The following is a 25504-nucleotide window of genomic DNA, read 5'->3' on the forward strand; positions in this document are numbered from 1 at the left end:
TTGACGAAAATGCTGTCACATCCGTGGCGCAGCGAGAGCCAACCCAACTTATTGGGGCGCAAACGATTTTCGTGCTTAATGCCGGCTTAAGAAGTGCTGAAGGAAGGCTTAACTTCGCGCGTGACAGGTAACTTGTGCGCACCTCTTGTTAACCGAGACGCCGCCGCGCCTCATCGCGCATCTGCGCGCGAAAGGCCGCGCGCTTCGCGGGCCGGTCTTCCTCGCGGACGTCATGACGATCGAAGATGTCGAACTTCTCCAGGATCGGATAGCGCTCGCTCGCCATCGCGAGCACGCGCAGTATCTTGGTCGCCTCCGGCGAGGGACCGCTGACCTCCCAGCGCCGGATGGTGTCGGCGCCGCCTCTCTCCGGCAATCCGCACAGCCTGGCCATGTCGGCTGCAGTGAGCTCGCGCTCGAGGGCATCGGAGAGATCGTTGCGAAGCTGCTTCAGTTCGGCGCCGGTCATGCTGTTTGCGTCCAGGGAAATCACGGAACGCAACGCAGTAGCGCTGATTCGGGTCCGTCCGAAGGCGGCAGTTGCGTGCCCGCGCTCCGGCACCTTCGCCCGCGCACGGAGTTATGAATGGAGACCTGTGGAAATTTCCCTATGAGTGAACACTTGGCATGACGGGGCGCACCGGGCGAAAGGATCAGCCATGAGAACCATCAGACTCGCGATCGCCGCGCTCGTCACGACCGGACTGCTTGCTACGCCTTTCGCGGCTGAAGCAAAGAAGGTCCGGTCGAGCCGGCATTACAGCACCGGTGTGGTGGCGCCGACCTATGGCGGTGTCGGCGTGCCGGCCACGCAGCCAACGGGGCCCTACGGGTCATCCGGACAGACGGTCGGCACCGTTACCGCGCCGTCGATCGGCTCGTACAATTGGCCTTCGGTCGGCGTGACTAACGCGGTCCCCACCTGGAGCAACACCACGAGATAGAGGGCGCTTCGGCGACGTGGACGCCGCTCTCCGGATCGACGCGTGCCGCTCACCGATCCGGAGAGCAGATAAAGCGCAATCAGCAATGTGGTGACCGACAGCATCGTCGCGATCGGCGCGAAGCATCCCATCGAAACTGGGCGTCCGCTGCTAAATTCCGCGGCCGGTCTGTTGACCGATCACGCAGCGCCATGCCGCCAGGCGCTCGGCCGGGTGCTGGTTCATCCATTCGGCGAGCTGCGGCGCGCCCATCAAGCAGGACTGCACCGAGACCTGCGCAAAATCCGAGCTGGTGACGAGCTGCTCGTGGCAATTGGAGGGAGAGGCGAGGCTGCAGAGCACGGCGATGATTTTGATCACGACAGGTTACCCCCGTCGCGGCCGATGAATGCGCGGCCGATCGTCGGCTCGTCCTGCCCCTCGTTGGCCGCATCGGCCGGCGGGAAGATGCTGTCGTAGATCGCGCGTGCCTCCTTGATGAGGCGGGCTCGCTCGCGCTCGGATTTCGAGACAAACCGAATAACTTCGCCCATGTTGGCTCCGACTATCAGTGGGTGGTCCGTCATCAGATGACGTCAATCATTCAATCGTCATCTATGGTGTCGCCTTCGGCTTTGAAGCGTCGGGGCCGGTCACGACCGGATAAAAAGCACGTGACCGAGCTCCCGGAACCGAATGTCCCGGTGTGGCTCATGCGCTGGGTTGCAAGGCTGTCCACCACGTCACGTTCCCTGTACGGCTCCAGGCGGCAATCGAACGATTGCTGGCCTCAACTTATCCCTTGCAAAAATCAGCAAGGATAGTCTTACGAAAGCAAATGCTGCTCGATCGAATATGTTTCGTTGCGCGCAGCGAGCAAGTTTTGGAACCATCACGAAGATCGATGAACGACGACAAGCCGCCTCAGGCCACCTGCTCCTTCCGTCCCGGCACTGCCGCGAGCAGCTCGCGCGTATAGGCGTGCTCGGGCGCGGCGGCGCGCCACCGACGATTTGCCGGAGCCGGATTCGCCGACCAGGCCAAGCGTCTCGCCTTTGAGATGTTGAAGTTGACCGCGCGCGCGGCAAGCAGCGCGACCAGGGTCGATACAAGGCCAACGAGTAGCGACACGCGCGCGCCAAAAATCATGCCGGCGAACACGTCGCGGCGCTGGATCACGGCGTCGGAAAGACCTTTCGCACGCGCCGTCTTGACGAAGTCGAGCCGCTTCACCTCCAGCATCGAGGCGCGCGTCATACGGGTGTAGGTCGCCATGAAGAACAGGCCGAGCGTCATCGCCGGCATGATCAGGTGTTTTGCGACGTCGACCGCGTGGGCAAGGCCGGTGAGGAGTTGAGAACGACGATCGCGAACAGGACGATCACGCCCTTCAGCACACGCTGAGCGACGAAGGAGAGCATCTAGACTCGTACGCTAGTTGGTTGAGGCGGTCTTGCCGCGAAGGACACCTCTCCCCAACGGGGGCCCCAACGAGGAGAGGTCGCGCCGAAGGCGCAGGTGAGGGGGATCAGGTTCCACGAGAGAGCGTAACCCTCACCCGGATCGCATCTGGCGATGCGATCCGACCTCTCCCTATGGGAGAGGTGGGCACCGCCGATGCCTCAGCGTCTCGATACGGTTTCATCGTGAAGCAGCCGGTATCTTGGAACGACACCGCAGCAGAGATCTGCCGCGGCGTCGCATGGAATCCCTCACTTGTCGAGCCATGCGTCCTTGAAGCCGTCATTGACCCCGATCCCCGTGGTGATCAGGTTCTTGACCTTGCAGCGCATGATGGTCGGGAATTGCAGCTCGAGCATCCAGGCCACCGGCACGTCCTCGACCAGGATCTTCTGCGCCTTCTCGTAGATCTCCTTGCGCTTGGAATCGGGCGTCGCGACCGCGCCCTCGGCGAACAGCTTGTCGATCTCCGGGTTGGAATAGCCCTCGACGTTGTTGAAGACCTGCCCCTTCGCGATGTTGCCGGAGATATAGTTGCGGCCAACCCCGAGCGCGGGATCGCCGTACTGGTAGAGATAGGTGAAGGCGATGTCGTAATCCCAATCGCCGATCTTCTGGTTGCCGCCGGCAACGTCGGTGGCGATCGTCTCGATGGTCATGCCGACGTCCTGGAGGTTCTGCTTCACCGCTTCACCCCAACGCTGCCAGGTCTCGCCATAGGCGAGCGGCAGCAGGCGGATCTTCTCGCCCTTGTAGCCGGCCTCCTTCAGCAGCGCCTTGGCCTTGGCCGGATCGTAGGGATATTTCTTCACATCGTCGGTGTAGTACTTGATGGTCGAGGCCGACGGGCCGGTGGCGACCTTGCCGAGCCCGTTCCAGATCACGTCCTTGGCGAAGTCACGGTCGATCGCATACATGATCGCCTGCCGCACCCGCTTGTCCGCGAGCGGCCCCTGGCGGTTGTTCAGCCACAGCCAGGCCAGCGGCGAGAAGAACTCCCAGCCAGCACCGGTGACGCAGGTATCCTTCAGCTTGGACAGCCGCGGCACGTCGAAATTCTCGACCGAGCCGCCCGGCAACACGTCGACCTTGCCGGTCTCATACGCCACCGAGCGCGCGGCGGCGTCGGGGATGATCTGCCAGTAAATCTCGTCGAGATAGGGCTTGCCCTTCTCGTAGTAGTTCGGGTTCTTGACCAGGCGGATGAACGAGCCCTTCTGCCATTCCTTGAACATGAAGGGGCCGGTGCCGACCGGCGCGTTGTTGTAGGGATTGGTTTTCCAGTCGGTGCCTTCATAGAGATGCTTCGGCACCATCGGCATCGAGCCGACCTCGAAGATGCCGAGGAACGGGCCGAACGGCTGCTTCAGCGTGAACACCACCGTGTAATCGTCCGGCGTCTCGACCTTCTCGAGCTGGGCCAAGTTGGTGCGGGCACGCGCATGGGTCTGCTTCAGCATCTCGATCGAGAACAGCACGTCGGCGGCGGTGAAGGGCTTGCCGTCATGCCAGGTCACGCCCTTCCTCAGCTTGAAGGTATAGGTCTTGGCGTCCTCGCTGACGCTCCAGCTCTCGGCAAGTTCCGGCTGCGGGTCGAGCTTGGGGCTGTAGCGCAGCAGTCCCTCGAAGATGTTGCCTGACACCATCTGCACCGGGCCGTTCTGGACCATCGCCAGCATCAGGCCGGGCGGCTCGGGCTGGATCACGGCATTGATCACGCCCCCCGTCTTCGGCTCTTGCGCCAGCGCCGAGGCCGCAAGGCCGCAAGCCAGGAGGAGACCAAGCAACACTCGTTTTGGCATGTCGTATCTTTCTCAAGCGAGACCGGCCGTAAACACTCCGCACGTCCTCGCGCGCAAAGCGACGGCCGGTCCATCCCAGTCCCCATCCGACATCGAGGCTCACACAGCCTCGTTCGGCGCGGCAAGATGAAAGTCTCGACAGTGTTCGCACAAAAAATGTACAGCGCGTCGTGTTTTGATGGATTGACCTCTTGTCGCGGGGCATCCGTCATGTCGGTCGCTGGCCGACATGACGGTGTCGCGACACAGCGTCGCGGTGGGCCGCCGATGAGAGCGCTCTCGTGCCAGCTGGGAATAGGCCGCGCCGGCCGGCGATCAGTCAGAAGCGGTTGCGCCGCCCAATTTGATCCGCATCAAAGTCGAACCGCCGCTTTTGCGATCGAATGGCTACTGCGGACGCGGCACTGCGCGTCCCGTTCCCTTGAGCCGTGAGACGATCGATGGACATCCAGGGCACGATCATCCCTGCGGGTGACGATCGTGGCCCCGACGTCGCCGGCCTCGATCCAGCGTCCGAGCCTGGCGTGCAGCACTGCTTGCAATGCTGAGCAATGCCGGCCTGCGCCCGACCCGCCAGCGCCTGGCGCTCGGCCATTGCTGTTCCAGGGCGGCCATCGCCACGTCACCGTAGAGAGCCTCTATGCCGAGGCAATTGCGGCCAGCGCGCATCTGTCGCTTGCGACGGTCTACAACACCCTGAACCAGTTCACCGAGGCTGGCCTGCTGCGCCGGATCGCCGCCGACGGCATCAAGTCGTTCTTCGACACCGACACATCCGTGCATCCGCATTTCTATCTCGAAGGCGAGGACGTGCTGGTCGACGTTGCCGAGCGCCTGGCCTTCACCAAGGTGCCCGAGGCGCTTCCCGGCCACGAGATCGCGCGGCTGGACGTCATCGTCCATTTGCGCCGGAAGCGAGCGTAGCGCTTACCCTCCCCCTCCAGGACCCTCCAAGGGATGGTCAGAGGTATCACCGCAGCCCGGCCCGGCGGAATCCCTCCAGATAGTGTTCGCGATCCCCGTCATTGGCCCACGGCAGTTGCGTCGCGATCCAGTGCAGCGAGATGCCCGGCTGGGTGCGGCGGAGCTCGGTGAGCGCCATCTCCGCAAGCGTTCCGTCGCCTGTCATGCCGGCGGAGACGGCGAGCACGCGGTAGGCGCCGGTGAGGTCGCCGCGGTGGCGGATCGCCTCGCGCGCCAGCGCGATGGCTTCGTCATACTGCCGCTCGGTGAAACGCGCATAGGCGGCGATGCCGTGATAGATTGCCAGTGACGGATCGCGCGGCGACAGCAGGATCGTCCTTTGCGCGGCCTCGAAGGAATCCTTCGCTCGTCCGGCATAGGACAGCGCCAGCGCGTAATAGCTCTGCGCCAGCGAGAAGTTCGGATTGAGCGCGAGCGCCTGCTCGAACTCGGACAGCGCATCCGCAAGCCTGCGGGTCGAGAAGCAGACGCTGCCGAGCGCGGCATGCGCCCAGGCATCCTCGTGGTCGCAGCGCACCGAGGCGAGCGCGGCGGCTTCCGCGGCCGGCGCAACCGCGGCCAGCTCGGCCCAGCCGAGATGCACGCCGAACATGTCGTTCACGGCCAGCACCGACAGCGCCTGGCCGTAATTCGGATCGATGGCAACCGCGCGCTCGAGCAGTGCCCGCGCGGCCCCGTGATCCTGCCGGGTCACGCGCCAAAAATGCGACAGCGCGCGCATCAAGAGGTCCCAGGCGTCCAGGCTCGCAGGCGGCTTGCGATGGCTGCGAAAATTTTCCGCCGCGTGGATCTGCGGCTCGATCGCCGCAGCGATCGCGTTGGTGATCTCGTCCTGCACGGAGAAGACGTCGACGAGCTCCCGGTCGTAGCGCTCCGCCCAGATATGTCTTGCTGACACGGCGTCGTTGAGCTGCGCGGTGATGCGCACCCGGTTGTCCGCCTTGCGCACGCTGCCTTCGACGATGTAGCGGACGCCGAGCTCCTCGGCGATCTGCCTGATGTCGACCGCGCGCCCCCTGTAGGTGAAGGAGGAGTTGCGCGCGATCACCAAGAACCAGCGCTGTTTCGACAGCGCGGTGAGGATGTCCTCGCTGATCCCGTCGCCGAAATAGTCCTGCGCGGGATCGCCGCTCATGTTTCCGAAGGCGAGCACCGCGATCGCCGGACGGTCCGTCATGCGCAGGGGAGCGGGCTTGGCTTCCGCCCGCGCGGCGGACGCTGCCATTTCTTCGCGGACCTCGCCGACGAAGCGAAAGCCCTTGCGCGGAATGGTCTTGATCAGCCGCTGGATAGCGCCGTCATCGCCCACCGCCTTGCGCGCGGCGTTGATCCGGCTGTTCAGGGCGGAATCCGAGACGATGCGGTCGCTCCAGATCTGGCTGATCAGGTCATCCTTACTGACCACACGCGCTCGTTGCGTGACCAGATAAAGCAAGAGATCGAACACTTGCGGCTGCAACGGAACGGCTGCCCCGTCGCAGGTGAGCTCCCGAAGATCGCTGTCGAGCACCTTGTTTTCAAAGCAAAATCGCACGTTTTCGTCGTCTCAAGCAAAAATCAAAGTCGTCTCAGGCGAAAATCAATCGTCCGCGAAAGTCGGGAGACGTCCGATCCGGCATGGTGCGAAGACCAAACCGTGCCGATGCCTCGGCACAACGGAGCGTTTCATGACCCAACTCGATGACCAGGTTCATTCCATCGGCCCGGAGGTTACGGGCTCGCGCATTTTCAGGTTCATCGCCTTTCTGTACGGAATTGCGGCATATCTCGTGTTTTTCGTCACCATTCTCTACGCGATCGGCTTCGTCATGGGCGTGATGGTGCCCAAGACCATCGACACCGGAGCCGAAGCGCCCGTCGTTCGCGCGGTCATCATCAATCTGCTGCTGATGTCGCTGTTCGCCGTTCAACACAGCGTGATGGCGCGCCAGCAATTCAAGGCGTGGTGGACGCAGTTCGTCCCCAAGCCGGTCGAGCGCAGCACCTACGTGCTGTTCGCGAGCCTGTCATTGCTCCTCCTGTTCTGGCAGTGGCGTCCGCTGCCGGCGGTCATATGGAACGTCGAGAACCCGGATCTTGCCGTAACGGTGGTCACGCTGTCCTTCGCCGGCTGGGTGCTGGTGTTCACCTCGACCTTCATCATCAACCATTTCGAATTGTTCGGCCTGTCTCAGGTGACCGATCATCTCGTCGGCAGGGAAGCGGCGCCGCCGCGTTTCAAGACGCCGCTGCTCTACAAGTTCGTCCGGCATCCGATCTATCTCGGGTTCATCGTCGCGTTCTGGGCGGCGCCGACCATGACTGCGGGTCATCTGATGTTCGCAGCCGTGACCACGCTCTACATCTTCGTCGGCATCGCGCTGGAGGAACGCGATCTCGTCGATCTCTTCGGCGACGAGTACCGGCGGTACAAACAACGGGTGTCGATGCTTATTCCCTGGCGCCGGTCGGTGTAGTCTCGGCCTCGCCTCGCGCGTTCCCCGAAAGGCGCGCGCGCGAGGCGCCGACGCGCGATAACATAAAACGGAGACGTCCAATGAAACATGTCGGAAACTGCTTCTGTGGCGCGGTCACGGTCGAGGTCACGGGCGCGCCGGAGGCGATGGGCTATTGCCATTGCCGCTCCTGCCGCTCCTGGTCGGGCGGTCCGGTCAACGCCTTCACCCTGTGGAAGCCGGAAGCCGTGCGCATCACCGAGGGCGCGCAGCATGTCGAGACCTTCGCCAAGACGCCGCAGAGCCAGCGCAAATATTGCAGGAAGTGCGGCGGCCATCTCATGACCAACCATCCCCCGCTCGGTCTGATCGACGTTTTCAGCGCCACCATCCCAACACTCGCGTTCACGCCCGGCGTCCACGTCAACTATGCCGAGACCGTGCTGCCGATGCGCGATGGCCTGCCCAAGCTGAAGGATTTCCCCGCCGAGTTCGGCGGCAGCGGCGAGATGATGCAGGAGTAGCGGCCGTCATTTGAAGGCCAAAAGGCCGAAGCTCGGCTTCGGCCTTTCTTGAGGGGGCGGCAGAGCGTTGCCCTCTCTGCCTTCTCTCAAGGGCTAAGAATGAAACACTAGCCTCCGCGGGATTCAACGACCTTGCGGCAGGACTCCGAGAGCTTCGACTTGTTCTCGCGCAGACAGGCATTCATCTGCGGCGGCTTGCCGATAGGCTCGGCGCAGAATTTGCCGGCGTCGCCACGGCAGGCCATTTGCTCCTGGGGCGATGGACCGGACTGTGCAGCAGCGGGCAGGGCGGCAGCAGTGAGCAGCAGCGCGGCAACAACCGAAATCTTCATAAAGCACCTCTTTGAAGAGCTGGCGGAACGCCGGATTTTCCTGGCCCCATCCGACGCGCACCAGCGTGAGCATCGCTTCGCCGGTCTCCTTGTCGGCCTGCGTCCTTGCCCGTTTCCGCCAGCCCACGGCGTAGCCGCCAAAAAGTACGAGATGGGAGACGCGCTCGGGGTGCCGAACCGCGTAGGCGATCGATACGGCGCAGCCCTGGGAGACGCCGAGCAGCGCGAAACGATCGATACCCGCGGCATCGACGACGCTTTCGAGGTCGTCAACGAAGTGATCGAAGGTGACGTCGGGCACCTCGCGATCGGAAAGACCGTTGCCCCGCGCATCGTAGCGGATGCGGGTGTGCTCACTGGACAGCTCGCGGTAAAGATGCCGCCAGATCGGGCTTTCCAGGTCGAATTCAAGATGGGTCATCCAGTTGCCGGTCTTGACGATCGGCGGACCCTGGCCGGTCTTGGCATAGGCCAGTTGCACGCCGTCTTTCGTCTGACAGAAGTGGATATTCTGTGCATCGGCGGCAATCGGCCGTGCCGGCTCCGACGCGCCCAAAACCGCAATGTCCGGAAGCGACATGATGTCCTTGGCTGCAAGTCCATATACACCGACAGCGCGGGCGATGTTCTTCACCGTCTGCTCGCCGAGATCGGCGAAAGCGAGCGACAGCTTGTCCCTGATTTGCTCGTTCGCCGCGCGCGAGATGCAGACGCCGCCGGGTTCGCACAACCCCTCGAGCCGGGCGGCGATGTTCGCGGCGCTCAAATCGCCATAGCGCCTGCCGCACGGCCGTTTGCTCCCCAAGCGCGGTTTCCTCCCTTGGAGGCTTTCGGACGCCGGCCGCCGAATATGCGGTCCCGTCCTTCATGCGGCCGACATCCGAAACCCATCACACAAGCAGCCGATCACGCTCAAGCGGGTGACTTCCGCTTTGCCTTGCGGAGCCGACGTTTATGACAACACGTCCTAGCACTACTTTGGCAGATTGTGTTTTCGCCGCTGTTTTTCACGGATTTGCCTTCGGCAATATGGGCAATGCTGAGACTGCGGCCGAAGGATGAGATCGACGATGGCGTGACGTACGGCTGGCATGGTTGGCTGAGGCGGAGGCCCGTAGATTCTTTTTTTTCCGCCCCGCGTGTGCGAGGCGACGATGTTGCAGGAAGGCGTAGGCAATCATTGTCATCAGGGCGTGGCGATGAAGACCTTGCCATGATCGCCCTTCGAAGTGATCAAGTCCAAGTTCCTCCTTCAACTGCTGATGCGCCTGCTCACAAATCCACCGTGCCTTGATGGTGGCGGCCAGCGTGCGCAGATCCGTCGCCGCCGGAAGATTGGCCAGATAGTATTTCTTCTCCCCGGACGCACGTTGCTCGCCAATGAGCCAGGCTTCGTCGCCTGGGAGATGCTGCTGACCTTTATCCCATATCCGCTGCGGAGGGCCGTCGGCGGTCCGGACACGGACCGCAGCAAATTGGGCTTTAAGCCGACCTTTCGTCCCGCTACGCCAACTCACGGTTTTCCATTTGGCGCCGGCCAGCATTTGCTCGGCCGCAATTGATAAGATATCGGGCACGTGGTGCTTTCGTGGTTTCCCGCGGGCTTTGGTAATCGGCCAAATGAGCTTCACATCGACCGGATACACTTTCAGGTGCCGCGGGATTCCGACAGCCCAGACCAGCCCGCGCTCTGTTAGCCCTTGTCGAAACGGTGCGCTGAGGCCGTATCCTGCATCCGCCAGCACATATCCAAAGCGCACGTTGGCTGCTATCGCGCGGTCAATCTCGGCCAAAGCAATCTCCGGCTTGGACCGTGGCGTTCGATGTTCGACTGGCACGCGAGCGCGCTTCAAACGAGATTCGTCGCTTGTCCAACTGTCAGGCAGAAAGAGACGTAACGCGACCATCACGGGTACTTCGCCGCGCGCAAGCGTCAAAGACACCAGTGTTTGGCAATTTGCCGTTTTACCGAGAGCCGAGGCGTATTGAGCCGCAACACCGACCGAGCGCTCACCCTTCTTGGGAAGTGAGGTGTCATCAATAACCAGCACCGCATCCCTGCCGCCGACAAGTCGGTCCGCCTGGTTGAGCAACTCTGTCTCCAGCGGCGTCGCGTCCCAGACACCGTCCGCAATGAAATGGTGCAACTGGTCGTAGGTGCTGGTGGCAAGGCGTTCCGCCATCGGCTGAACGCTCTTACGATCGCCGGGACCGATCAATCCCGCAACATACAGAGGACACATCCGCTGCCGGGTCTTATGACCCAGTCGGTCCAAGAACGGCATCAGCCAGCGTTCGAGTTCGTCTTCCCATCCCAGCATGGTCAGCCCTCCAAGAGCCGACCACCCATGAATCATTGAAAAATTGATTCGGGAATCCTATAAAACGCGCCAAAATCAACAATCTGCCAAAGTAGTGCTAGCTCCGCTCACGAAAGATCGAGCCGCGGCGGCGGATAGCGCCGGGCCAGCACCGACAAGGATAGATGCCGTTCGTCTTCCGGCAGCTCCAGATAGGCCAGTACAAGCGCCCGCTTCCAGTCTCCGACGCCGAAATCCATCGCCGTCCACTTCTGCGGCTCGGGCCCTTCCAGCCCTCGAACCCAGACGAAATAGCGGGGAAGGTCGTCCGCGTCCGTCGTGCGTCTCCTGGCCATCAGACTGTCCACTGCATCACATCGGTTGCCACGGGATATAGGTGCCGGCGCGGGGAAGTCGAACGCCCGACGGCGGCCTGTGCGCGATGCTTACGGTTGAGCGGTAGGTGCCGCCTTCGCCCCGCGCCCCGCGCAGGGCAATCGCATCCCCGTGGCCATCCTTCGAGACGCCCGCCTTTTAGCGGGCCCTCAGGACGAGGGCCAAGTGCGCGGCGGCAGTTTCAACGGCACTGATGCCGCTTAGCCTCATCCTGAGAGCCTGACCGAAAAAGGGTGAGCGGTTTCGGCGGGCCTGTGATTCCTTCGGATTTGCAAAGATTCGAGGGAGGACACCATGCCGTGGACCAAAGCCGCTCGTCTCTAAAGCGCGATGAGATTTGGATGAATCGTCATCGCGCTTTAGCTTGTTGTTTACGCATGATCTTTCCGGAAAACCGCTTCGCACTTTTCCGGATCATGCTTTAGTATCAGTGCAGTGGACTGCGTTACACAAGTGATCTGACCGATGCCGAGTTGGCGTCGATCGCCCGGAAGATGCCGCGGCGACGGCGATTGGGCCGGCCGCCGAGGAGACCGCGAAGCGGTCGTCTCGAAGGACGAGGCGCGCGCTCAGCTTGCGGGCAGCCAAGGTCAAGAGGCTGAGCCAAAGATTCCGATTGACCGAAATTCGGAAATATCGTATATCCCGCTCACCCCGGCCCATGGACAAGGGGCGTTTCGCGATCGTCGCGATATGCGGGCCGGGTGGCGGTGGACGTGGAGCGCATCGGCGCGCATGCGATCGCAGGGCGGGCTTGGCCCGTGAGCGGTAGAGCGGCGCGCACACGACCGGTGCGATTCCGCGTACGGCAAAAGCGTGTGGTCCTGACGCCCGGGGTCTGTGCGTCAAGGCTTGCGGTGGTGAAGCGGCCCGACCGGGTGCGCGCATCAGTCATCGGCAAGACGACGGGGGCAAAAGTGCATCGCTCCCCGGGGAGAGCGCGCCATAAGCCGTCGAACCACTGCGCAGGGAAAGGTCGGGATGTCCGGGCTGCCCTGTATGCCGCTGTGCATCTGTCTTCGCGCAATTTGCGCACAGCGGGCCGCGGGTGCCAGCCGGCGCCCGGCCTTCCCTGCGCCCTTTCTTTAGGAAAGGGCGTCAAGAGAAGCACAAGACTCGGGCGTCATGCGTCGCGAGCCGGTACAGGCGCGTCTTGCGATCGTTTGAAATTGAAGGATGGCCCGCTCGTCAATTAGCGCACAAGTCGCAGGTCGCCACGCGGTTGATATCGGCGAGGCGGCGTTCGGCGTTTCCGTGCAGATCGAGGCTGGCGAGCAGGGTCAGCAGGCGCCGATAGGCGCGCTCGGCAATTTCGACCGGCAGCGGAGCCTCCTCAAAGGCTTCGACATAGCTGCCGATGATGCCGCTGAGCAGGCGGCAAAGACCGCGCTGCGCGGGATCGTCCCGGCCGAGCGTCTCGAGCTTTTGCTGAAAGATCTGGAAGGTCCGCAAGCCGTGGTGTTGCTGCGAAAGCCACGCGTGCAGGTCGTTCATGTGAGCTCCTTCGAGTTATGGAAGAAGCTACTGGTTTATACAGGGAGGATGTGGGGATGGCTAGGGGAGGGAGAGCGGGGCCTGCCGGGACAGTCCGTCTTCGCCAAGAGGCTTCGCCGGACACGCTTCGCCCTTCGGCTTGGCGACCGCGCCACGCGAAGCGTGGTGCCCCTGGCCGGAATCGAACCAGCACTCCTTGCGGAACTCGATTTTGAGTCGAGCGCGTCTACCAGTTCCGCCACAGGGGCCCTCGGTCGGCCCCAAAGGCGGCGTCGCGAAGCCGGCGGACTATAGCCATGGACGAGGCGGGGTCAACCCGCGCCAAAGTGATCCCGGCCGTTCTCGACAGCCGCATGGGCCGCGGCTAGAGGCTTGGAGCGCCAGAAATGCGAAAGAGGCTGCCGTGACCACCGAGAGTGCCGCCATGCATGCGTTCGAGCCGACCGCCATGAGGCCCGCGCTGGCCGCCTCGGCTCTCGTCACGCTGATCGCTGCAGCGACGATCGCGGGCGCCTGGTTCTTCCAGCTCGTGCTGGAGATCCTGCCCTGTCCGTTGTGCCTGGAGCAGCGCTACGCCTATTATCTCGCGATTCCGCTCGGTGCGCTCACGGCGATTGCGGCGCGAAGCGGTGCACCGCGGCCGCTGCTGCTCGCAGGGCTCGCGATCCTCGCGCTGGCGACGCTCGCCAATGCCGGCCTCGGCGCCTATCATTCCGGCGTCGAATGGGGATTCTGGAAGGGGCCGACCGATTGCTCCGGTCCCGTCGTCAATCTCGGCAGTGCCGCTGATCTCTTGTCGAAGCTCGACACCGTGAAGGTGGTGCGCTGCGACGAGGTGCAGTGGCGCTTCCTCGGCCTGTCGCTGGCCGGCTACAACGTGCTGATCTCGCTGCTGATGGCCGCGATCGCGGCATGGGGATTTGTGCGGACGGCCAAGCGCTAAGGCCTAATCATCCACATCGTCCTGCGTGCGTCCGAACAGATGCACGATGCCCGGCGTTGCGATCGTCACGAAGACGAAACGCGAGAGGTGATGGGCGCCGACGAAGATCGGGTCGATGCGCAACGTCAGCGCCAGGGCCAGCATCGCGTCCATCGCGCCCGGCGCGAAGGCGACGACGACGTCGGAAAACTTCACCTGTGTGGTCAGCGCCACGATGCCGACGAAGATGGCGGAGACGGCGATGGCCACGGCAAACGAGCCCAGTGCCGCGCTGAGGTGACCGGCGAGCGTCTTGATTCGCATCCGCGCGAAGCGGCTGCCGATCAGTGCGCCGATGCCGACCAGCGCCACGCCGCGCACCCAGTTCGGCAGGCCGCCCTCGACCCATCCGGCACCATGCAGCACGCTGGATGCGATCATCGCGCCGAACATCCAGCTCGCCGGAAACTTGATCAGCCGCAACGCGAGCGCTGCGGCCAGCGAGGCTGCGGCCAGCTCGAGCAGGTCGAGCGGCGAGGCGATCGTCGTGGTCGGCGACGGCGCCGCCGAGGGCGCGACGCCCGCCAGCGCCAGCACCATCGGCAGCGCGGCGGTCAGGATGATGACGCGCATGGTCTGCACCACCGCAATGCCCGGCAGGTCGGCGCCGCGCTCGACCGCCAGGATGGTGATCTGCGACAGCGCGCCGGGGCTGCCCGCCAGGAAAGCCGAGGTGCGGTCCCAGCCATGGATGCGCTGGAGGTAATAGCTCGAGCCGAACGTGGAGCAGAACGTGGCGAGCGCAAGCAGGCCGATGGTGAGGGGATAGGCGCTGACCTGTTGGAGCAAATGGCGCGAGACCACCGAACCCAGGGAGATGCCGAGCAGCACCAGCACGGTCTGGGTCAGGATCGGCGGCAGTGCCAGCTGGCGGCCGGCGATCGCGGCGATTCCGACCGCGATCATCGAGCCCGAAATGAGCCCGCCGGGAAGGCCGGCGAGCAGAAACACCAGGCCGCCGGCGGTGCCGATGACGAGCGTCTCCACCGTGCTCAAGATCTTGGCACGGCTCGGCCATTCGAACGGCAGGGAGGCGGTGATTTGCTTCACGCCACCTTATTGCAAATCGGCAGGTGACGCACAATTGCAGGCTCGTCATGCCGCAATGCGCGACGCCTGCCGCGGATGCTCGCAGGCGATCGTGACGGACCTATTTCTTGTCTGCGGCGGGAGCGGCGGTGCCGGCCTTCGCTTCCTTCATGCAATCGCGGCGAAATTTCTTGCGCTCCTTGCCTTTCAATCCCTTGGCGTCCGCCTGCTTGGAGCATTCGAGCGACTCGGCCGAGCGCTCCTTCGGCGCCTTTTTGTCGGTGGTGGCAGCGGCATCGGTCTTCGTCTCGGTCTTGGCTGCCGGCGCGGCGGTCTGCGCGAAGGCGGTGCCGGTGACGAGCAGGGAGGCGAGGGCGGCGGCGGCGAGGCGGGACGTGAAGGTCATGTGGTGCACTCTGCTTGCGAGAATTGTGAAGGTCTGGGAACGTCGGCCCGCGTTGCTGAACGCGACATGAATGAGTTGAGCGGCCGGATCATTATATTTTGCCGGCGCAACCCGTCGCATCCTTGGTCGCAAGCGGCCGGCACGCTAGGATAGCAATCCTCGTTTCACCCCGTCGGGGAAGATCAAGCAGGAGACCCAGGGATGACCATTCAGACAAAATTGTTGTGTGCGATCGCCGCATCCGGTGTCGCGGCATTGCTGGCGAGCGCGCCGGCGCAGGCACTGACCGCGCAGGAGTGCAGCGCGAAATACCAGGCCGCCAAGAAGGACGGCTCGCTCGGGACCATGAAGTGGAATGACTTCCGCAAGGCGCAGTGCGGTGCCGATGCGACGCCTGCGGCTGCGGCTGCGCCCGCCGCTCCTGCCGAGCCGAAGCAGGCCAAGGAGGCGGCGCCGGCCGCGCCGGCCCTGCCCGCCGGCCCTGCGGTCTATCCGAACGCTGTCGATCCGAAATATGCCAAGGAGACGCCTGGAAAAGCGCGGCTGCACACCTGCGTCGACCAGTACAATGCCAACAAAGCCACCAACGGCAATGGCGGCTTGAAGTGGATCCAGAAGGGCGGCGGCTATTACAGCGAATGCACCAAGAAGCTGAAGGGCGCCGCCTGAGCTTCGAATTGGTTCGATGGCCGGAGCAACGCTCCGGCCATTTCGCCTGGATTCTTTTTCGAGCATGATCTTCCGGAAAACCGCCGCACACTCTTCCGGACCATGCTCAGTCGAGCAGCTTCTCGGCCGATTTCGCCACGAGCTGCGATCGCTTGCGCGGGCCACTCTCGACGAACAACAGGCTCTGGCCGAAGATGAAGCAGTAGAACAGGAAGGCCTGCGCGTCGGCCTCCTCGGCTATAAGGCCGGTCGCGTGATAGAGCTCGCTGACGTGCTTGAGCCGCGCCGCATCGACGCTCGCCACCGCCGCCGCGGCATTCTCGTCCGAGCGCGCCCATTGCCGGATCGCGAGCTCGATCGCCATCCCTTCCGGATTGAGCCGCTCCGAATAGAGCCGGATCACCGCCCTCAGCCGCTCGCGGGGGTCTTGTCCGTCGAGACTTGTCTGCTGCGCGATCGCGGCGATGCGTCCCTCGCGCCAGCCGTTCAGCATGGCATCGAGCAGCGCGGCGCGATCGGCGAAGCGTCGGTAGAAGCCGCCCTTGGTGACGCCGAGGTTCTTGGCGAGCACCTCGACCCGCACGCCCTCCACCCCTGCGCGGGCGAGCTCGCTGAAGCCCGCCTCGACCCAGACATCGCCCTTGCCGTCGCTCATGAAGGAAGCCTCACCCGATCTTGATACGGTGCCGTATTGCTAACGCGACACGGGTTTGATACGCTACCGTATCAATGCTCAAAGACGAAAATGCGGGAGGAAATGCGATGGAGCAGGAGGCGACCTATCGCGGCACGGTCTATCCGTGGCAATGCGACCATGTCGGCCACATGAACATCATGTGGTATGTCGGCAAGTTCGACGAAGCCAACTGGAATCTGTTCGCCCGCCTCGGCCTGACGCCGAGTTACTTGCGCAGCTCCGGCCGCGGCATGGCCGCCGTGCAGCAGAACATCGCTTACAGGCGCGAGCTGCTGGCCGGCGACATCGTCGAGATCCGCAGCCACCTGCTCGAGATCGGCGACAAGTCGATCCGCTTCCGGCACGACATGACGAACGCCGAGACCGGCGAACTCGCAGCGACGTGCGAGATCACCGGCGTGCACATGGACCGCCAATTGCGCAAGTCCGCACCGTTCGCCGACGCCATCCGCGAAGCTGCCTCGAGGCATCTCGCCGAACCAGCCGAGGCCTGAACCATGGCCGCTTTCGAGCCGAAAAACCCCGGCTATCGCGCGGCTTCTATCGCCATGTTCGACGGCCAGCCGGCTATGCGCACGCTCGGCATCGTCATCGTCCGTCTCGCGCCGGGCGAGGTCGAACTGGCGATGCTGCATGCGCCAGCCCTCACGCAGCAGAACGGTTTCATCCATGCCGGCATCATCACGGCCGGGCTCGACAACGCCTGCGGCGTTGCGGCCTTCAGCTTGATGCCGGCGGAGGCCGATATCCTCACCGTTGAATTCAAGACGACGCTGCTCGCGCCCGCCCGCGGCGAGCGTTTCGTCTTCAAGGCCGAGGTGGTCAAGCCCGGCCGCACACTCACCTTCTGCGAGGCAAAGGCCTACGCCGAGCATGACGGCAAGGTCTCGCTGATCGCCACGATGACCGCGACCTTGATGGCGATGTTGCCTCGCCTTGCGATTGCGCATGAACCGCGGGCATCCCGCGCATAGCGGCGATTGACAATCATGCGCGTGCATCCCTTGATGCGATGGTCATGCTTGCAAGTCTCGGCCTCATCCTGCTCTGCCAACTGATCGGCGAAGCCGTCGTGCGCGGCCTCCGCCTGCCATTGCCGGGACCCGTGCTGGGCCTCCTGCTGCTCCTGGTCCTGCTGATGGGGCGAGACCGCTTTGCGCTGCTCGCGCGCGGGCCGCTGCGCAATGACGATGTCGAGACGGCGAGCAAGGGCCTGCTGGCCCATCTCTCGCTACTATTCGTGCCGGCCGGCGTCGGCGTCGTGCAGAAGCTCGATCTGCTCGCGTCTCACGGCATTGCCATCATCCTGGTGCTCGCGCTGTCCGTGGTCGTCACGCTGCTCGCGACCGTGCTGACCTTTCGCCTCGTCAGCCGCCTGTTGAAGCAACAGGACGCGCGATGAAGGACAATCCATTTTCGCTGTGGGTCTATCTTTCGCAATCGCCGCTGCTGTGGTTGACCGTGACGCTGCTGGTCTATGCGACCACGGACGCGGTCTCGCTGGCGACGCTGCGCCATCCGCTCGCCAACCCCGTGCTGCATGCGATGTGGATCATCGGCGCGTTTCTACTCCTGACCGGCACCTCCTATACGACGTATTTCGCCGGCGCGCAGTTCGTGCACTTCCTGCTGGGGCCCGCCACCGTCGCGCTCGCCGTGCCGCTCTATGAAAATCGCAAGCGCGTGGTCGCCTCGATCGTGCCGATGCTGGTGGCGCTGTGCGCGGGATCGGTTACGGCCGTGGTGTCGGTGGTGTTGCTCGCCGAGCTGGCCGGCCTGCCGCGCGATGTTGTGCTGTCGCTGGCGCCGAAATCCGTCACCGCCGGCGTCGCCATGGGCATCGCCGAGTCCCTGCATGCGGACCCTTCGCTGGCGGCCGTCGCGGTCATCCTCACCGGCATCATGGGCGCCATCATCGTGACGCCGCTGATGAACCGCAGCGGCATCACCGATTACCGGGCCCGGGGCTTTGCCGCCGGCCTTGCCGCGCATGGCATCGGCACCGCCCGCGCGTTCCAGGTTGACGAGATTGCCGGCGTCTTTTCCGGCATCGCCATGAGCCTGAACGCGTTGGTGACCTCGTTCCTGGTCCCTCTGGCAATCACGCTGCTGGTGCGATGACATCGCTGCCGTGACACTCTATATGAGCTGTAACAATGTCTGGTCTCGATCCGTATCGATGGAGATGGGACCGAAACGGGACGAGATATGGCTGGATTTGGGAATAAGGGCCTTGTGCCGACGCGACGCGCGGCGCTGACGCTGATCGGGGCGGGTGCTCTCGCGATGGGTGGGATCGCCTCGGCGCGTGCGGCGACTGGCGATGACGAGGTGCTGACCGAAGCCAAGGTGCTGCGCGATCCCGACACGCCCGTCGCAGGCAATCCCGGCGGCAACATCACCATCGTCGAATGGTCCGACTACAACTGCCCCTATTGCCGCAAGCTCGAGCCCGAGCTGCGCCAGGTCGTCCAGGATGACGGCAAGGTGCGGCTGGTGATGAAAGACTGGCCGATCCTTGGGCCGGTTTCGGTTACGGCGGCGCGGACCGCGCTGGCGGCGAAATTCCAGGACAAGTACCACCAGGCTCATGATGCCATGATGGGCGTCAGCTCGCGCCTGACCGAACCGCGCATCAATGAGCTGCTCGCGGCCGCCGGGGTCGACATGGACCGGTTGAAGCGCGATCTCACGGGTCACGCCAAGGATATCGACGCCATACTCAAGCGCAACAACGAGCAGGCTGAAGCCTTCGGTTTCCGCGGCACGCCATCCTTCATCGTCGGCAAGTACCGCGTGCCCGGCGTGCTCAGCATGACCGAGCTCGAGCAGGTCATCGCCGACGCCCGCAAGGCCAAGATGAACTGACTCGCGTAGCGTTGATCGTGATCAGCACAAAGGCGCCGCCGCGGAGTTCGCGACGGCGCCTCGTTCATGATACGGCGTCGTTACTTCGACGAGATCCGGACCCAGTCCTTGTGCGCGCGATCGCGCAGCGCGTCCCAATCGGCCTTGGCGACGTCCCAGTTCACGATGGTGCGATTAGTGATCGCGACCTCGCCATTTGCGACTGACGACGTCTGCATTGAGTCATAGACATAGACGCCGCCCGCGAGCAGCAGCGCGCCCAGGATCATTCCGAAAAAAGTCTGCATGGCGAACCTCCGGTGACCGGCAACAACGTCGGCCCGGAGTGATGGTTCCGCGGGCATGCGGCGCATCTAAGGAGAGGTTGTTCATTTGCCATTCAGCCATTGCAGCAGCTCCGCGTTGATCTCGCGCGGATAGGTGTGGCTGAGGTCGTCGATTTCGCGATAGGTGACGTCGGCTCCGGCGGCGGAGAGCGACGCCTGCGTTTGCCGCGCGGTCTGCACCGGAAACATCCAGTCGAGTTTGCCGTGAGTAATGAAGACCGGCAGGCCTTGCAGGCGTGCTGCGTCCGCCATTTCCGCCATCAGCGGATGGAAGGTCGCCGCAACAGGCGCGAGGTGCGTGAAGGGTGAAGCGCCGTCGAGACCGGTGACGTAGCAGAAGGTGCCACCGTCGCTCATGCCGGTCAGAAGCATGCGCGAGGCATCGATGCTCCAGCGGCCGCGCACCGTATCGAGGATGCGCGCGAGGTTCGGCGTGTCGGTGTCATCGCCCATCAGCGCCCAGGTCGGGCCAGTCGCGGTCGGCGCCACCAGGATTGCGCCAAGACTGCGCGCATCGCGGAGCCAGCTCCAGAGAAAGCCGCGTCCGTTGCCGCTGCCGCCATGCAATGCCATCACCAGCGGCATGGCACGCTCGGGCATGTAATATTCGGGCACATAGACCGAGAAGCCGCCGCGGCTGCCGGGCTCATTGTGATCATGGAAGATGCCGGTGCGCTCGCTCGCGCCAACATTCAGTCGCGACAGCAGATCCTGGTTCTCGCGATTGGCGAGGTTGAGAAAGAAGCTGCTCACCGGCGGAAACTGCGCCGCCAGTGGATAGAGCGCCTCCTGCGCGCGAGGGACATGGCGCAGGGCCCGGAAGACGGCGACGAGATCGCCATTGTCACGCTCGACCTCACGGATGCCGGCAAAGGCGGCAAGCGTCTCGTTGCAGGCGCGATCGAGCCGCTCGCGGAGGCCAGCGAACTGCTCCGGCCACGCTCCGATCGCGGTGTGTGCGGCCTGCAGCGCCTCGTCCGGTGTGCCGATTGCGTTCATCACGGAGGCGAAGGCCGGCGGGTGCAAATGCCGCTGGAAGAAGCCGAGCGCTTCCAGCGCATTGAGCAGCGGCGGCAGCACGGCCACGATGTCGTCCACCACGGCCTCGGTCATCGCCCGCTTCCTCGAGCCTTGGGATCAGTGCAGCTTCGGCGCCTTCAGGAGCTTGAAGCGATCGGTCGAGGTCACTGTGACGTCGAAGGTGACGCCTTCATGGTGCACGGTCAGCGGCACGTCGATGCCGGCGGGGCCGAGCGCCCACATCTTCTTGTAAAAATCGATCTGGCTCGTGACCTTGTCGCCGTCCACGGCGAGGATGACATCGCCGGTCTTGAGCTCGGCGCGGGCGGCCGGGCCGTTGCCGGAGATCCCGATCACCACCACGCGGTTGTCGATCTCGGTCGAGAAGAGCCCGAGCCAGGGCCGCGCCGGCTTGTTGACGCGGCCGAATTTGCGCAAGTCCTCCAGGATCGGCTTCAAGAGGTCGATCGGCACGTTCATATTGACGTGCTCGGCCTTGCCTTCCCGTTCGCGCTCGAGCTGGAGCGAGCCGATGCCGATCAACTCGCCGCGTTCGTTGAGCAGCGCCGTGCCGCCCCAGTTCGGATGTGCGGGACAGGTGAAAATGGCCTCATCCAGCAGATACTCCCAGTAGCCGGCGAATTCCTGCTTGGCCACGATCTGACTCGCGACGGAGCGCGTGCGGCCGCCGGCGCCGCCCACCACGACGCGGTCGCCGATCCGGGTTGCCGCCGACGAGCCCAGCGGCAGCGGCGCGACGTCGAGCCGGCCGAGCGCCTGCACCAGCCCGAACCCGGTCTCGGAATCGAAGCCGAGCGCATGGCCCTCCACCACGCGCCCGTCGGCGCGGTGCAGCCAGAGCGTTTCTGCCTCGGTGATGAGATAGCCTATCGTCAGCACCAGCCCATCGTCGATCACGACGCCGTTGCCGGCCCGTTCGGTGCCCAGCGTCTCGGCGCTGAAGGCATCCGGCGGGATCAGGGCGTGCAGGCCGACGACGGAGCCGAGAGCGCGGTCGAGATCGAAACCGTAGTCGCTCGCCCGCGGCTGGTTCGCCGGCGGCACTCTCCATTCGGTCAGAGTGCTCATGGAGTTCTCCTGGCTGAGAGCGTCACTCCGGCGGGTTAGCGGAACGACGCGCGAAGCACGCGTAATTTAAGCTGGAGCAGGCCGTCTTGAAAGCCTCGTTCCCAATATTCGTGAGAACGCCGGGTGAAATCTTTGAAAGGCACGGAAACACCCCTTTCACTGGGCGCCGTGCGATCCGGCATCGGCCGCATGGCTGCTGTCCGGCGGGATGCTAGGCGCCGCACAGCGAAGCTGCTAACCATTGCCGCTTCGTTTGACCTTGGGATCACGGACGACAACATGGACAACCGCAGCGACATCTGGCGTGGCATCGACACGATCAAGGCACGTTTCATCGACCTCAGCGACAGGGTCTGGGGCATGCCGGAGGTCTGCTACACCGAGTCACGATCGGCCGCCGAGCATCTCGCCGAGCTGCGCCATCAGGGCTTCCGCGTCACCGAGAACGTCGCCGGCATCCCGACCGCGTTGATGGGCGAGTGGGGCGAGGGCGGTCCGGTCATCGCCTTCATGGGTGAGTACGATGCGCTCCCGGGTCTCAGCCAGGAGGCGGGTGTCGCCGAGCATCGCCCGGTCGAGACCGGCGGCCATGGCCATGGCTGCGGTCACAATCTGCTCGGTTCCGCCGCACTGCTCGCCGCGACCGCGGTGAAGGACTGGCTGGCAGAGAACAAGGTGCCCGGCCGCGTGCGCTATTATGGCTGCCCGGCTGAGGAGGGCGGCGCGGCAAAGGCCTTCATGGTGCGCTCCGGCGCGTTCGCGGACGCCGACATCGCCATCACCTGGCATCCGCACAGTTTCTGGGAAGTCGCGGTGACGCCGTCGCTCGCCAACACGCGCGCGGATTTCATCTTCACCGGCCGCACCTCACACGCGGCGGCCTCGCCGCATCTCGGCCGCTCGGCGCTCGACGCGGTGGAGTTGATGAATGTCGGCGTGAACTACATGCGCGAGCACATGCCGAGCGACGCGCGCGTGCACTACGCCTTGCTCGACACCGGCGGCATCGCGCCCAACGTGGTGCAGGCCCATGCGCGGGTGCGCTACTCGATCCGCGCCCGCGATCTTCCCGGCATGAACGAACTGGTCGAGCGCGTCTCCAAGATTGCGCAGGGCGCCGCGTTGATGACCGAGACCAAAGTCGAGATGAAGATCATCTCCGCTGTCTCCAACATCCTGCCGAACGCGCCGCTGGAACAGGCGCTGCACCAAGTGATGGAAGAACTCGGACCGCCGCATTTCGACGATGCGGACAAGAGCTTTGCCAGCCAGATCCGTGCAACCCTGAGCGACAAGGACATCGCGTCGGTCTATTACGCGATCGGCATGGAGCCGACCGATCGGCCGCTGGCCGACTTCCTGGTGCCGCTCGATGCCAAGCGCAACCCGCTCGTAGGTTCGACCGATGTCGGCGACGTGAGCTGGGTGGTGCCGACGGTGCAGGTGCACGCACCCACGGTTGCGATCGGCACGCCCTTCCACACTTGGCAGGTGGTGGCGCAGGGAAAGAGCCCGCATGCCCACAAGGCCATGGTGCAGGCGGCCAAGGCGATGGCCGGCCTCGGCATCAAGGCGTTGACGGAACCGACGCTGATCAAGGCCGCCAAGGCGGACCTTCAGAAGCGGACGGCCAAGACGCCTTACGTCTGTCCGCTGCCGGATCACGTCGCGCCGCCGCTCGACATGTCCGTGGCGTAGAATTCCGCCTCGATACTTCGTCTGATCCGGCGAACAAATTTTCCGCAGTGCAGCGCGCAAATCCAGCAGATTTTCATGCTGGATTGCCGAACGGATGGGCTGCGGAACGCAATTTTGCTCAATGGAAAGCCAGAAGACCGTTTGCATACACACGGTCCCTGTTGACGTGCACCCCATTCGGTGTGCCATCTACCGCCAGCCAAAACCGGCGGTCGCCTCTTGCGGCCGCCTGCATCCATACCGGAACCAGACGGGGGACAACCATGCTGGATAAAGAACTGCGTTCGATGATCGGCCAGGTGAAGGACGGGCGGATGGATCGCCGCGGCTTCATCAAGCACATGGCCGCCGTTGGTCTCACCGCTCCCCTGGCCAACCAGATCCTCGCGCTCGGCGGCGTCGCCATGGCCGAGGGCGCCTCGACGTACAAGCCGACCAAGCGCGGCGGTGGTGGTGCGCTGAAGCTGTTGTGGTGGCAGGGCCCGACCTTGCTCAACCCGCATTTCGCTACCGGCACCAAGGATCAGGACGGCTCGCGCCTGTTCTATGAACCGCTCGCCTGCTGGGATCCGGACGGCAACATGAAGCTGGTGCTGGCGGCGGAGATCCCGTCGATCCAGAACGGCCTGCTCGCAGCTGACGGCAAGTCGGTGACGTGGAAGCTGAAGCCCGGCGTGAAATGGCACGACGGCAAGCCGTTCACCGCCGATGACGTCGTCTTCACCTGGGAATACATCATCGATCCCGCGACCGCCGCCATTACCGTGGCGACCTATCGTGACATCACCGTTGAGAAAGTAGACGACCTGACGGTTCGCATCACTTTCAAGAAGCCGACGCCGTTCTGGGCGGACGCCTTCGTTGGCGCTCCCAACACCATCATCCCCAAGCATCTGTTCGCCGACTACAAGGGATCCAAATCGCGGGAGGCACCGGCCAACCTATCGCCGGTCGGAACCGGCCCCTACAAGTTCGTCGAATTCAAGCCCGGTGATCTCGTCCGTGGCCAGCTCAATCCCGATTACCACATGCCGAACCGGCCCTATTTCGACACGGTCGAGATGAAGGGCGGTGGTGACGCCGTCTCGGCCGCGCGCGCCGTGATCCAGACCGGCGAGTACGATTTCGGCTGGAACATCCAGGTCGAGGACGACGTCCTCCTGCGCCTGGAGAAGGGCGGCAAGGGCAAGACCATCTATGCCGTCGGCGGCGATACCGAGTTCATCGCGCTCAACTTCACCGACCCCAACACCGAGGTCGACGGCGAGAAGTCGTCGATGAAGACCAAGCATCCGCTGTTCTCGGACCCCGCCGTGCGCAAGGCGCTGTCGCTGCTGGTCGATCGCGAGTCGGTGAAGAAGGCGATCTACGGCCGTGCCGGCCGCACCACGGCCAATTTCCTCAACGGCCCGGAAAAGTTCGTCTCCAAGAACACCTCGTGGGAATTCAGCATCGAGAAGGCTTCGAAGATCCTGGACGATGCCGGCTGGAAGCCGGGCGCGGACGGAATTCGCGAGAAGGACGGCAAGAAGCTGAAGCTGCTCTACCAGACCTCGATCAACGGCCCGCGCCAGAAGACGCAGGCGATCGTCAAGCAGGCCTGTCAGAAGGCCGGCATCGACGTCGAATTGAAGTCGGTCGTGGCCTCGGTGTTCTTCTCGTCGGACGTCGCCAATCCCGACACCTACGCGAAATTCTATGCGGACATCGAGATGTTCCAGATCCCGCTGAGCCAACCCGATCCGTCGCAGCACATGCGCCGCTTCCTGTCGACCAACGTCGCCACCAAGGAGAACAAGTGGCAAGGCACGAACTTCCCGCGCTGGGTCAACAAGGACTACGATGCGGCGATCGAAGCCGCTGAAAGCGAGATGGATCCGCTCAAGCGGGCAGCGCACTACATCAAGGCCAACGACCTCATGTATCAGGACACCGTGTTCATCCCGGTGCAGCATCGGCTCAAGGTGGAAGCGGCGGCCAACAATTTGCGCCCCATCATCAGCGGCTGGGCTAACGAAACCGACAATCTGCACGATTGGTACCGCGAGGAATGATCCCCAGCTCTAGAC

At 63.8% G+C, this 25504-nt stretch carries 28 protein-coding genes, 1 tRNA gene and 3 pseudogenes; 14 read left to right on the forward strand and 18 right to left on the reverse strand.

Going from position 1 to position 25504, the window contains the following annotated elements:
* Positions 1–148: 148 nt before the first annotated feature.
* Complete coding sequence (locus P6U27_RS03850; RefSeq protein WP_122400727.1) at positions 149–469, reverse strand: hypothetical protein; 321 nt, start codon at positions 467–469, stop codon at positions 149–151.
* Between the two features lie 190 nt (positions 470–659).
* Here P6U27_RS03850 and P6U27_RS03855 point away from each other — a divergent pair, with 190 nt between their 5' ends.
* Positions 660–944, forward strand: coding sequence for a hypothetical protein (locus P6U27_RS03855; RefSeq protein WP_122400728.1), 285 nt, complete (start codon positions 660–662; stop codon positions 942–944).
* 150 nt (positions 945–1094) lie between these two features.
* On the opposite strand, the gene P6U27_RS03860 is transcribed toward P6U27_RS03855, so the two are convergent.
* From P6U27_RS03860 to P6U27_RS03880, 5 genes and pseudogenes are all read right to left on the reverse strand, one after another.
* Positions 1095–1304 carry a hypothetical protein gene (locus P6U27_RS03860; RefSeq protein WP_027573332.1) on the reverse strand — a complete coding sequence of 70 codons (210 nt, stop codon included), beginning with the start codon at positions 1302–1304 and terminating at the stop codon, positions 1095–1097.
* Positions 1301–1477 (reverse strand): hypothetical protein, encoded by a 177-nt coding sequence (locus P6U27_RS03865; protein WP_164936878.1) that lies wholly within the window; start codon positions 1475–1477, stop codon positions 1301–1303. The genes P6U27_RS03860 and P6U27_RS03865 overlap by 4 nt, the downstream gene beginning before the upstream one ends.
* A gap of 443 nt (positions 1478–1920) precedes the next feature.
* Positions 1921–2009 (reverse strand): annotated as a pseudogene (locus tag P6U27_RS03870) (ATP-binding cassette domain-containing protein); the annotation flags it as partial.
* Between the two features lie 72 nt (positions 2010–2081).
* Positions 2082–2273, reverse strand: a pseudogene (locus P6U27_RS03875) (ABC transporter permease subunit); the annotation flags it as partial.
* Between the two features lie 362 nt (positions 2274–2635).
* Positions 2636–4186 (reverse strand): ABC transporter substrate-binding protein, encoded by a 1551-nt coding sequence (locus P6U27_RS03880; protein WP_122400729.1) that lies wholly within the window; start codon positions 4184–4186, stop codon positions 2636–2638.
* 594 nt (positions 4187–4780) lie between these two features.
* Here P6U27_RS03880 and P6U27_RS03885 point away from each other — a divergent pair.
* On the forward strand, positions 4781–5110 hold the full coding sequence (locus P6U27_RS03885) for a Fur family transcriptional regulator (RefSeq protein ID WP_407193687.1): 330 nt from the start codon (positions 4781–4783) through the stop codon (positions 5108–5110).
* 46 nt (positions 5111–5156) lie between these two features.
* On the opposite strand, the gene P6U27_RS03890 is transcribed toward P6U27_RS03885, so the two are convergent.
* A complete protein-coding gene (locus tag P6U27_RS03890; protein ID WP_407193688.1) occupies positions 5157–6704 on the reverse strand; it encodes a winged helix-turn-helix domain-containing protein in 1548 nt (515 codons plus the stop codon).
* A 133-nt stretch (positions 6705–6837) separates the two neighbouring features.
* On the opposite strand from P6U27_RS03890, the gene mddA reads away from it, so the two are divergent.
* Both mddA and P6U27_RS03900 read left to right on the forward strand, forming a co-directional pair.
* On the forward strand, positions 6838–7626 hold the full coding sequence (gene mddA, locus P6U27_RS03895) for a methanethiol S-methyltransferase (RefSeq protein ID WP_162500096.1): 789 nt from the start codon (positions 6838–6840) through the stop codon (positions 7624–7626).
* An 80-nt stretch (positions 7627–7706) separates the two neighbouring features.
* Positions 7707–8129: a GFA family protein gene (locus tag P6U27_RS03900; protein ID WP_122400731.1), complete on the forward strand. Its 423-nt coding sequence runs from the start codon at positions 7707–7709 to the stop codon at positions 8127–8129.
* A gap of 123 nt (positions 8130–8252) precedes the next feature.
* On the opposite strand, the gene P6U27_RS03905 is transcribed toward P6U27_RS03900, so the two are convergent.
* The 3 genes from P6U27_RS03905 to P6U27_RS03915 form a co-directional block, all read right to left on the reverse strand.
* Positions 8253–9266, reverse strand: a complete 1014-nt coding sequence (locus P6U27_RS03905; protein ID WP_244607855.1) for an alpha/beta fold hydrolase — start codon at positions 9264–9266, stop codon at positions 8253–8255.
* 202 nt (positions 9267–9468) lie between these two features.
* The gene (locus P6U27_RS03910; RefSeq protein ID WP_407121875.1) at positions 9469–10818 is read right to left on the reverse strand and encodes an IS701 family transposase; all 1350 of its coding nucleotides are present in this window, start codon (positions 10816–10818) and stop codon (positions 9469–9471) included.
* 71 nt (positions 10819–10889) lie between these two features.
* A complete protein-coding gene (locus P6U27_RS03915; protein WP_122400734.1) occupies positions 10890–11117 on the reverse strand; it encodes a hypothetical protein in 228 nt (75 codons plus the stop codon).
* Positions 11118–11597: 480 nt separating this feature from the next.
* Between P6U27_RS03915 and P6U27_RS03920 the strand changes: the two are divergent.
* Positions 11598–11681 (forward strand): annotated as a pseudogene (locus P6U27_RS03920) (IS5/IS1182 family transposase); the annotation flags it as partial.
* Positions 11682–12345: 664 nt separating this feature from the next.
* On the opposite strand, the gene P6U27_RS03925 reads toward P6U27_RS03920, so the two are convergent.
* Positions 12346–12651 (reverse strand): hypothetical protein, encoded by a 306-nt coding sequence (locus P6U27_RS03925; protein ID WP_122400736.1) that lies wholly within the window; start codon positions 12649–12651, stop codon positions 12346–12348.
* Between the two features lie 163 nt (positions 12652–12814).
* Positions 12815–12899, reverse strand: a tRNA-Leu gene (locus tag P6U27_RS03930).
* Positions 12900–13054: 155 nt separating this feature from the next.
* Here P6U27_RS03930 and P6U27_RS03935 point away from each other — a divergent pair.
* Positions 13055–13594, forward strand: coding sequence for a disulfide bond formation protein B (locus P6U27_RS03935; RefSeq protein WP_122400749.1), 540 nt, complete (start codon positions 13055–13057; stop codon positions 13592–13594).
* A gap of 3 nt (positions 13595–13597) precedes the next feature.
* On the opposite strand, the gene P6U27_RS03940 is transcribed toward P6U27_RS03935, so the two are convergent.
* Together P6U27_RS03940 and P6U27_RS03945 are read right to left on the reverse strand one after the other, a co-directional pair.
* The gene (locus P6U27_RS03940) at positions 13598–14683 is read right to left on the reverse strand and encodes an AbrB family transcriptional regulator (protein WP_122400750.1); all 1086 of its coding nucleotides are present in this window, start codon (positions 14681–14683) and stop codon (positions 13598–13600) included.
* A gap of 100 nt (positions 14684–14783) precedes the next feature.
* Positions 14784–15068 carry a PsiF family protein gene (locus P6U27_RS03945; protein ID WP_122400751.1) on the reverse strand — a complete coding sequence of 95 codons (285 nt, stop codon included), beginning with the start codon at positions 15066–15068 and terminating at the stop codon, positions 14784–14786.
* 201 nt (positions 15069–15269) lie between these two features.
* Here P6U27_RS03945 and P6U27_RS03950 point away from each other — a divergent pair, with 201 nt between their 5' ends.
* Positions 15270–15737, forward strand: a complete 468-nt coding sequence (locus tag P6U27_RS03950) for a hypothetical protein (protein ID WP_122400752.1) — start codon at positions 15270–15272, stop codon at positions 15735–15737.
* A 106-nt stretch (positions 15738–15843) separates the two neighbouring features.
* Here P6U27_RS03950 and P6U27_RS03955 read toward each other — a convergent pair whose 3' ends face one another.
* Positions 15844–16392 carry a TetR/AcrR family transcriptional regulator gene (locus tag P6U27_RS03955; protein WP_407193689.1) on the reverse strand — a complete coding sequence of 183 codons (549 nt, stop codon included), beginning with the start codon at positions 16390–16392 and terminating at the stop codon, positions 15844–15846.
* A 107-nt stretch (positions 16393–16499) separates the two neighbouring features.
* Between P6U27_RS03955 and P6U27_RS03960 the strand changes: the two genes are divergently transcribed.
* The 5 genes from P6U27_RS03960 (at position 16500) to P6U27_RS03980 (ending at position 19302) form a co-directional block, all read left to right on the forward strand.
* On the forward strand, positions 16500–16928 hold the full coding sequence (locus tag P6U27_RS03960) for a thioesterase family protein (protein ID WP_122400754.1): 429 nt from the start codon (positions 16500–16502) through the stop codon (positions 16926–16928).
* Between the two features lie 3 nt (positions 16929–16931).
* A complete protein-coding gene (locus tag P6U27_RS03965) occupies positions 16932–17408 on the forward strand; it encodes a PaaI family thioesterase (RefSeq protein WP_122400755.1) in 477 nt (158 codons plus the stop codon).
* 44 nt (positions 17409–17452) lie between these two features.
* Positions 17453–17836 carry a CidA/LrgA family protein gene (locus tag P6U27_RS03970; protein WP_122406359.1) on the forward strand — a complete coding sequence of 128 codons (384 nt, stop codon included), beginning with the start codon at positions 17453–17455 and terminating at the stop codon, positions 17834–17836.
* A complete protein-coding gene (locus P6U27_RS03975) occupies positions 17833–18555 on the forward strand; it encodes an LrgB family protein (RefSeq protein WP_122400756.1) in 723 nt (240 codons plus the stop codon). Before P6U27_RS03970 ends, P6U27_RS03975 begins: the two co-directional genes overlap by 4 nt.
* Positions 18556–18642: 87 nt before the next feature.
* Positions 18643–19302, forward strand: coding sequence for a DsbA family protein (locus P6U27_RS03980; protein ID WP_407193690.1), 660 nt, complete (start codon positions 18643–18645; stop codon positions 19300–19302).
* 80 nt (positions 19303–19382) lie between these two features.
* On the opposite strand, the gene P6U27_RS03985 is transcribed toward P6U27_RS03980, so the two are convergent.
* From P6U27_RS03985 to P6U27_RS03995, 3 genes are all read right to left on the reverse strand, one after another.
* Positions 19383–19589 carry a hypothetical protein gene (locus P6U27_RS03985; protein WP_027573305.1) on the reverse strand — a complete coding sequence of 69 codons (207 nt, stop codon included), beginning with the start codon at positions 19587–19589 and terminating at the stop codon, positions 19383–19385.
* An 81-nt stretch (positions 19590–19670) separates the two neighbouring features.
* Positions 19671–20741 carry a phospholipase gene (locus tag P6U27_RS03990; protein WP_122400758.1) on the reverse strand — a complete coding sequence of 357 codons (1071 nt, stop codon included), beginning with the start codon at positions 20739–20741 and terminating at the stop codon, positions 19671–19673.
* A gap of 24 nt (positions 20742–20765) precedes the next feature.
* Entirely contained in the window at positions 20766–21737 is a 972-nt protein-coding gene (locus P6U27_RS03995; protein ID WP_122400759.1) for a S1C family serine protease, read from the reverse strand.
* 279 nt (positions 21738–22016) lie between these two features.
* Here P6U27_RS03995 and P6U27_RS04000 point away from each other — a divergent pair, with 279 nt between their 5' ends.
* The gene (locus P6U27_RS04000; protein ID WP_162500098.1) at positions 22017–23435 is read left to right on the forward strand and encodes a M20 family metallopeptidase; all 1419 of its coding nucleotides are present in this window, start codon (positions 22017–22019) and stop codon (positions 23433–23435) included.
* Between the two features lie 263 nt (positions 23436–23698).
* Positions 23699–25489: a peptide ABC transporter substrate-binding protein gene (locus tag P6U27_RS04005; RefSeq protein ID WP_122400761.1), complete on the forward strand. Its 1791-nt coding sequence runs from the start codon at positions 23699–23701 to the stop codon at positions 25487–25489.
* Positions 25490–25504 lie beyond the last annotated feature (15 nt).

This window comes from Bradyrhizobium sp. STM 3566 (assembly GCF_045571445.1).
GTDB classification, from domain to species: Bacteria; Pseudomonadota; Alphaproteobacteria; order Rhizobiales; family Xanthobacteraceae; genus Bradyrhizobium; species Bradyrhizobium vignae.

Excerpts from the sequence above, each read along its gene's own strand:
- P6U27_RS03865 (WP_164936878.1), bottom strand. The coding sequence starts at position 1,477 with ATGGGCGAAGTTATTCGGTTTGTCTCGAAATCCGAGCGCGAGCGAGCC.
- P6U27_RS03975 (WP_122400756.1), top strand. The coding sequence starts at position 17,833 with ATGAAGGACAATCCATTTTCGCTGTGGGTCTATCTTTCGCAATCGCCG.
- P6U27_RS03910 (WP_407121875.1), bottom strand. The coding sequence starts at position 10,818 with ATGATTCATGGGTGGTCGGCTCTTGGAGGGCTGACCATGCTGGGATGG.
- P6U27_RS03880 (WP_122400729.1), bottom strand. The coding sequence starts at position 4,186 with ATGCCAAAACGAGTGTTGCTTGGTCTCCTCCTGGCTTGCGGCCTTGCG.
- P6U27_RS03990 (WP_122400758.1), bottom strand. The coding sequence starts at position 20,741 with ATGACCGAGGCCGTGGTGGACGACATCGTGGCCGTGCTGCCGCCGCTG.
- P6U27_RS03900 (WP_122400731.1), top strand. The coding sequence starts at position 7,707 with ATGAAACATGTCGGAAACTGCTTCTGTGGCGCGGTCACGGTCGAGGTC.
- P6U27_RS03925 (WP_122400736.1), bottom strand. The coding sequence starts at position 12,651 with ATGAACGACCTGCACGCGTGGCTTTCGCAGCAACACCACGGCTTGCGG.
- P6U27_RS04005 (WP_122400761.1), top strand. The coding sequence starts at position 23,699 with ATGCTGGATAAAGAACTGCGTTCGATGATCGGCCAGGTGAAGGACGGG.
- P6U27_RS03970 (WP_122406359.1), top strand. The coding sequence starts at position 17,453 with ATGCTTGCAAGTCTCGGCCTCATCCTGCTCTGCCAACTGATCGGCGAA.
- P6U27_RS03850 (WP_122400727.1), bottom strand. The coding sequence starts at position 469 with ATGACCGGCGCCGAACTGAAGCAGCTTCGCAACGATCTCTCCGATGCC.
- P6U27_RS03965 (WP_122400755.1), top strand. The coding sequence starts at position 16,932 with ATGGCCGCTTTCGAGCCGAAAAACCCCGGCTATCGCGCGGCTTCTATC.
- P6U27_RS03950 (WP_122400752.1), top strand. The coding sequence starts at position 15,270 with ATGACCATTCAGACAAAATTGTTGTGTGCGATCGCCGCATCCGGTGTC.
- P6U27_RS03960 (WP_122400754.1), top strand. The coding sequence starts at position 16,500 with ATGGAGCAGGAGGCGACCTATCGCGGCACGGTCTATCCGTGGCAATGC.
- P6U27_RS03915 (WP_122400734.1), bottom strand. The coding sequence starts at position 11,117 with ATGGCCAGGAGACGCACGACGGACGCGGACGACCTTCCCCGCTATTTC.
- P6U27_RS03985 (WP_027573305.1), bottom strand. The coding sequence starts at position 19,589 with ATGCAGACTTTTTTCGGAATGATCCTGGGCGCGCTGCTGCTCGCGGGC.
- P6U27_RS03995 (WP_122400759.1), bottom strand. The coding sequence starts at position 21,737 with ATGAGCACTCTGACCGAATGGAGAGTGCCGCCGGCGAACCAGCCGCGG.
- P6U27_RS03945 (WP_122400751.1), bottom strand. The coding sequence starts at position 15,068 with ATGACCTTCACGTCCCGCCTCGCCGCCGCCGCCCTCGCCTCCCTGCTC.
- P6U27_RS03955 (WP_407193689.1), bottom strand. The coding sequence starts at position 16,392 with ATGAGCGACGGCAAGGGCGATGTCTGGGTCGAGGCGGGCTTCAGCGAG.
- P6U27_RS03980 (WP_407193690.1), top strand. The coding sequence starts at position 18,643 with ATGGCTGGATTTGGGAATAAGGGCCTTGTGCCGACGCGACGCGCGGCG.
- P6U27_RS04000 (WP_162500098.1), top strand. The coding sequence starts at position 22,017 with ATGGACAACCGCAGCGACATCTGGCGTGGCATCGACACGATCAAGGCA.
- mddA (WP_162500096.1), top strand. The coding sequence starts at position 6,838 with ATGACCCAACTCGATGACCAGGTTCATTCCATCGGCCCGGAGGTTACG.
- P6U27_RS03855 (WP_122400728.1), top strand. The coding sequence starts at position 660 with ATGAGAACCATCAGACTCGCGATCGCCGCGCTCGTCACGACCGGACTG.